The sequence below is a fragment of the Sphingomonas sp. P2_B6 genome, assembly GCF_056404755.1.
Map to the genome: position 1 here is coordinate 1 of NZ_JBFUDK010000032.1, position 5230 is coordinate 5230.

At 66.3% G+C, this 5230-nt stretch carries 5 protein-coding genes and 1 pseudogene; all 6 read right to left on the minus strand.

Annotated features, from left to right (window positions below):
• Positions 1–89: 89 nt before the first annotated feature.
• A complete protein-coding gene (gene cysD / locus AC1DX5_RS24110; protein WP_478017839.1) occupies positions 90–992 on the minus strand; it encodes a sulfate adenylyltransferase subunit CysD in 903 nt (300 codons plus the stop codon).
• Between the two features lie 66 nt (positions 993–1058).
• Complete coding sequence (locus AC1DX5_RS24115; protein ID WP_465173120.1) at positions 1059–1277, minus strand: hypothetical protein; 219 nt, start codon at positions 1275–1277, stop codon at positions 1059–1061.
• Positions 1278–1342: 65 nt separating this feature from the next.
• On the minus strand, positions 1343–2596 hold the full coding sequence (locus tag AC1DX5_RS24120; protein WP_478017841.1) for an N-succinylarginine dihydrolase: 1254 nt from the start codon (positions 2594–2596) through the stop codon (positions 1343–1345).
• Positions 2597–3613, minus strand: a complete 1017-nt coding sequence (locus AC1DX5_RS24125; protein WP_478017843.1) for an arginine N-succinyltransferase — start codon at positions 3611–3613, stop codon at positions 2597–2599.
• Entirely contained in the window at positions 3610–4818 is a 1209-nt protein-coding gene (locus AC1DX5_RS24130) for a hydrolase (protein WP_478017844.1), read from the minus strand. The genes AC1DX5_RS24125 and AC1DX5_RS24130 overlap by 4 nt, the downstream gene beginning before the upstream one ends.
• 196 nt (positions 4819–5014) lie before the next feature.
• Positions 5015–5230, minus strand: a pseudogene (locus AC1DX5_RS24135) (hypothetical protein); the annotation flags it as partial.

Sequence of the window (5230 nt, forward strand, 5' to 3'; positions counted from 1 at the left end):
GGCCCTCCCCCGACCCCTCGGCCCTCCCCCGACCCCTCCCGCAAGCGGGAGGGGAGAAGAACTACTGGCGGCCGGGGTCGAAACGCCCATCAGAAATACCCCTCCGCTTTCTTCTTCTCCATGCTCGCCGTCTGATCATGGTCGATCGCGCGGCCCTGGCGTTCGCTGGTCGTGGTCAGCAGCATCTCCTGGATGACTTCGGACAGGGTCGCTGCTTCGCTCTCGACCGCGCCGGTGAGCGGATAGCAGCCGAGCGTGCGGAAGCGGATCGAGCGTTCGACCGGGACTTCGCCGGGCTCGAGGCGGAAACGGTCGTCATCGACCATCAGCAACAGGCCGTCGCGCTCGACGGTCGGGCGCCGCGCGGAGAGATAGAGCGGGACGATCTCGATGCCCTCGGCGAGGATGTATTGCCAGATGTCGAGCTCGGTCCAGTTGGACAGCGGGAAGACGCGGATGCTTTCGCCGCGGCTCTTGCGCGCATTGTAGAGCTTCCACAGCTCGGGGCGCTGGTTCTTCGGGTCCCAGCGCTGCCGGGCCGAACGGAAGCTGAAGATCCGCTCCTTGGCGCGGCTCTTCTCCTCGTCGCGGCGCGCGCCGCCAAAGGCCGCGTCGAAGCCGTATTTCTCCAGCGCCTGCTTCAGCCCTTCGGTCTTCCACATATCGGTGTGGAGGCTGCCATGGTCGAACGGGTTGATGCCGCGCGCCTCGGCTTCCGGGTTGCGGTGGACCAGCAACTCCATGCCGGCGCTGGCCGCCGCACGATCGCGCAGTTCGTACATGTCGCGGAACTTCCAGGTCGTATCGACATGGAGCAGCGGGAAGGGCGGGGGCGCCGGGAAAAAGGCCTTGCGCGCGAGGTGCAGCATCACGGCCGAATCCTTGCCCACGGAATAGAGCATGACCGGGCGTTCCGCCTCGGCCACCACTTCGCGCATGATGTGGATGCTCTCCGCCTCAAGGCGTTGGAGATGGGTCAGAGCGACGTTCATTCTCGCCCAGATAGTGGCGTAAGCGCCAAGAGCGATCAACTTATCCTGTTGGGCGCGAAAGTTCGCTCAGTCCGCGTGCGAGCGCTCGACCGAATCCAGGATGCGCGCGCCGGCCATGAACACCGCGATCGGGCAGACCGAGAAGAGCATCCAGCCGCCGACGCCGGGATATTGCTGCAGATAATGCACGCCACGCTCAACCGAGCCGAGGCCCAGGCCATAGATGACCACAAAGGCTTCGAACTTGGTCTTGATGACGAACAGCCGGGTGAATTTCGTCCACATGCTATTCGTTAAGCAATGAGCGGGCCAATCGCGGATTCGCGCGATTCTTGCCTTAACGATGATGGTTACCTGTCAATTAACTCGACAGTGCCAAGCGCCTCGAGCAGCGCCGTGCGGGCGCGTTCGACCGCCTTGACCAGCGTCGGATCGGCGATGGCGGCGTACGGGATTTCCTCGGGCCAATGTTGCTCGACCACGCCGGCGATCAGATCGAGCCGGGCGTTGTCGACCAGGAAGCGCGGGTCGATCGCGGCGGGATCGGCCACGACGCGCAGGCGCAGGCAGGCCGGGCCGCCGCCATTGGCCATGGACTGGCGGACATCGACCACCTCCAGCCGCCGGATCGGGCCGTTGCCGGCGATCATCTCCTGAAGCCAGATCCAGACGGCGGCGTTCTCGCGCGCTTCCTCGGGCAGGATCAGCGCCATGGTGGCGTCGGGTAGGGTAACGAGCTGAGCGTTGAACAGATAGGAGGAGACGGCGTCGGCAAGGCTCACACGGGCGGCCGGCACTTCGACGATCTCGACCTCGGGGAGCATGTCGCGCAGATCGGCGTAGAACGCTTCCCTGTCGGCAAAGGCCAGTTCGTGCGCGAACAGCACGCGTTCGTTGGCGACGGCGACCACGTCATTGTGGAACGCTCCGGCGGCGATGGCCTCCTCCGACTGTTCGACGAACAGGGTGCGATCCGCATCGAGCCGGTGCCGCCGCGCGACTGCCATGCTCGCCTCGCGGTGCTGGCGCGCGGGGAAGGGACCGCCCGACACGCCATAGACGAAGACCTCGACGCCCGGCTCACCATGCGCGGCGCAAAGCCGCATATGATTGGCCGCGCCTTCGTCGCCGAACGGTGCGGGGACGGGGCCGTGCACCGCGAAGAACGGATCGGCGAAGGCGAGCCGCAACTGGGCGAGCGTGCCGGGCCATTCATGGCTGCGATGCGGCATGGTCACGAGATTGGCGACCGAAAGATGGCAGCGGCCATCGGCGGTGTCGGGCGACGGCGAGACCGTGGCGGCATTGGCGGCCCACATCGCGGAGGCGGACAGTGCCTGGGCCTGGAGATGCGGCGCGGCCTCGGCATAGCTGGTGGCGAGGTTGTCGAGCCAGGCATGGTCGGGGCGGACGAGGGGAAGAAACACGCCCTGGGTCAGGCCGAGCGCGAGGTTCGCGCGCATCTTGGCGATGCCCTCCAAGGCGGCACGCCGCGGGGCGGCGACCTTGCCGGCATTGCGCGTTGCGGCGAGATTGCCGGGGCTTAGGCCGGCATAATTGTGGCTCGGGCCGATCAGGCCGTCGAAGTTGATCTCTTTCAGCATTTACGCGCGTCCGACATGGCTGATCTCGGCATTTTCGGTCACCGCCAGCGCGGTCGCGCAGGTGCGGTCGATCGCGACGCCCTCGCCGCAGGGGCGGAGGCGGCCATAAGCGCAGCGGAAATCGGCGAGGCGGCCGGTCGCGATCAGCGCCGGTTCGCCGCCGTCATTGTCGATCGCGGTGACCGTCGTCGATTGCGCCTCGCGAATGGTGCGGACCTGATCGGTCTTCGCCGTCATGGTCGGGCCGCCGTCGAAGATGTCGATATAATTCTCGAAGGCGAAGCCCTCATTCTCCAGCATGCGCATCGCGGCGCGGCCGGAGGGATGGGGCAGGCCGATCGTGGCGCGGGCATGCTCGGAGAGCATCGCGATATAGATCGGGTGCTTCGGGAAAAGATCGGCGATGAACTGGTGGCCGCGCACCGCATTGAACTGATCGGCGTCCTGGAAATTCATGCCGAAGAAGCGGCCGGCCAGCCCGTCCCAGAAGGGCGATCCGCCGGCTTCGTCGATGATCCCGCGAAGCTCCGCGAGGATCCGGTCGGCGAAGCGCGCGCGGTGGCGGGCGATGAACAGATAGCGGCTGCGCGCGAGCAGCATGCCGAGACCGCCGGCGCGCTCGCCCGGGTGAAGGAACAGGCCGCCGACCTCGCTGCACCCTTCGAGGTCAGTGGTGAGCGAGAGCTGGTCGGCGCGGAAGGTGCGGCCGAGCTCGGCGCTGTGCTGAGTCAGCGTGCCGATGCGGTAGCTGTAAAAGGGGTAACGCTGCCCGACCTGCGTGAAGATCTGGCAGGTGCCGCGCACTTCGCCGGTCTCGATATTCTCCAGCACCAGCACGAACAGATTGTCCGACAAGGTGTCATCGGTACGGTCGAACGCCTCGTGGCTGCGGGCGAGCTTGGCCTTGAGCGCGGTGCGATCGGCCGGGAGGTTGGTGAAGCCGCCGCCGGTCAGCTTGGCCATCTCGTAAAGCGGCTGCAGATCCTCGTCGCGGGCGGAGCGGATACGGAAGCTCATAAAGAACCCTTTTCGGCGATGCGGAGGATGGTCAGCGCGGAGAGGGCGGCACGCTCGGCCAGGCTGTCGATGACGAGAAACTCGTCGGGCGAGTGGATCAGGCCGCCGCGCGGGCCCATGGTGTCGACCACCGGCACACCGCAGGCGGCGATGTTGTTGCCGTCGCACACGCCGCCCGTCGCGCGCCAGGCAATGGCGAGCCCGAGATCTTCGCCGGCGGCCTTGACCAGCTCGAACAGCTTCGCGGCGCCCGGGTCGATCGGCTTGGGTGGCCGGTTGAAGCCGCCATGGACGTGGATCGTCACATCATGCTCGGCGGCGACCGCGGCGACCGCCGAGTCGATCACCGCCTGCGCACGGGCGATCTCGTCCTGCGCGGCGGGGCGGAAATTGATGCGCAATATGGCGAGCTCGGGCACAACATTGTTCGGCCCGCCGCCCTCGATCCGCGCCGGATTCACCGCGAGGCCGGGGCCACGCGCCCTGCTCAGCCGGAGCGCGATATCGGCCGCGGCGACGATCGCGTTGCGGCCTTCGTCCGGGTTGCGGCCGGCATGTGCGCTCTTGCCGTGCACCACGATGGAGAAATTGCCCGTGCCGCCGCGCGCACCGGCGAGCGTGCCGTCGGGCAAGGCGGGCTCATAGGTGAGCGCGGCGACCTTGCCGCGCGCCGCCCGGGCAAGCAGGGCACTGGAAGAGAAGGACCCGGTCTCCTCGTCCGAATTGATCACGATTTCATAGCCGATGCGGCCGGCGAGCGGCGATGCCTCGACCGCCTCGAGCGCGGCGAGCATGGTCGCGATGCCGCCTTTCATGTCGGCGACGCCCGGACCGTTGAGCCTCGTTTCATCGAGGAAAGTCAGCGCCTGGAAAGGATGATCGACCGGATAGACCGTGTCCATATGGCCGGTGAACAGCATCTGCACCGGCGCGTCGGGGCGCACCGCGAGATGGAAATGCCGGCCATGGACGAGATCGGAGACGGTGCCGTCCGCGCCGACGCTGGTGACCGGCGCCGGCTCGACCAGATCGATCTCGCCGGGCAGGACCGAGAAGGCGTCGCTGAGCTTGCCGGCCATGGCAGCGAGGCCGGCCATGTTGCGGGTACCGCTGTTGATCATGGCCCAGTCCTGCACCTGGGCGAGCATCGGGGCGTCGGAGAGGGCCGCGATGGCGTCCCGCTCCACGGTGGAAAGCGCGGTCATCAGTCGGTGTTAGTCCGATTCGAGCGGCACGGGAACCGCGGCGCCTGCCCTGTTATCGCCGCAAAACGGGATAAAATTTTTTCTGCCCTGTTAGTTCCAACTTTGTTGGAGATTATTTCGTGTCTTTTCATATGCTTGAACGTCATTTGCCCTGTTCCGCAATAACAGGGCGCTCGCGCCGGTGGAGTGACCCCCTTTAGTGAGACACGTTAATTAGAGAGAGCTCGGTTGCTTGTTTGAAGGGCTGCTGCGCAGCAGCCCTTCGCATGGTTTCCTCATACTCGTCGGGCGACCTGTAGGCCAAGGCGGAGTGCAGGCGCTGGCGATTGTAGACCTGCTCGATGAAGGTCCCGATCCGCTCGCGTGCGTCGGCGAGGTCGCGATAGCCGGTACCGTCGACCTCCTCCTGCTT

Bases quoted from the DNA above. Each gene is read 5' to 3' on its own strand.
- cysD (WP_478017839.1), bottom strand. From the start codon at position 992: ATGAACGTCGCTCTGACCCATCTCCAACGCCTTGAGGCGGAGAGCATC.
- AC1DX5_RS24115 (WP_465173120.1), bottom strand. From the start codon at position 1,277: ATGTGGACGAAATTCACCCGGCTGTTCGTCATCAAGACCAAGTTCGAA.
- AC1DX5_RS24120 (WP_478017841.1), bottom strand. From the start codon at position 2,596: ATGCTGAAAGAGATCAACTTCGACGGCCTGATCGGCCCGAGCCACAAT.
- AC1DX5_RS24125 (WP_478017843.1), bottom strand. From the start codon at position 3,613: ATGAGCTTCCGTATCCGCTCCGCCCGCGACGAGGATCTGCAGCCGCTT.
- AC1DX5_RS24130 (WP_478017844.1), bottom strand. From the start codon at position 4,818: ATGACCGCGCTTTCCACCGTGGAGCGGGACGCCATCGCGGCCCTCTCC.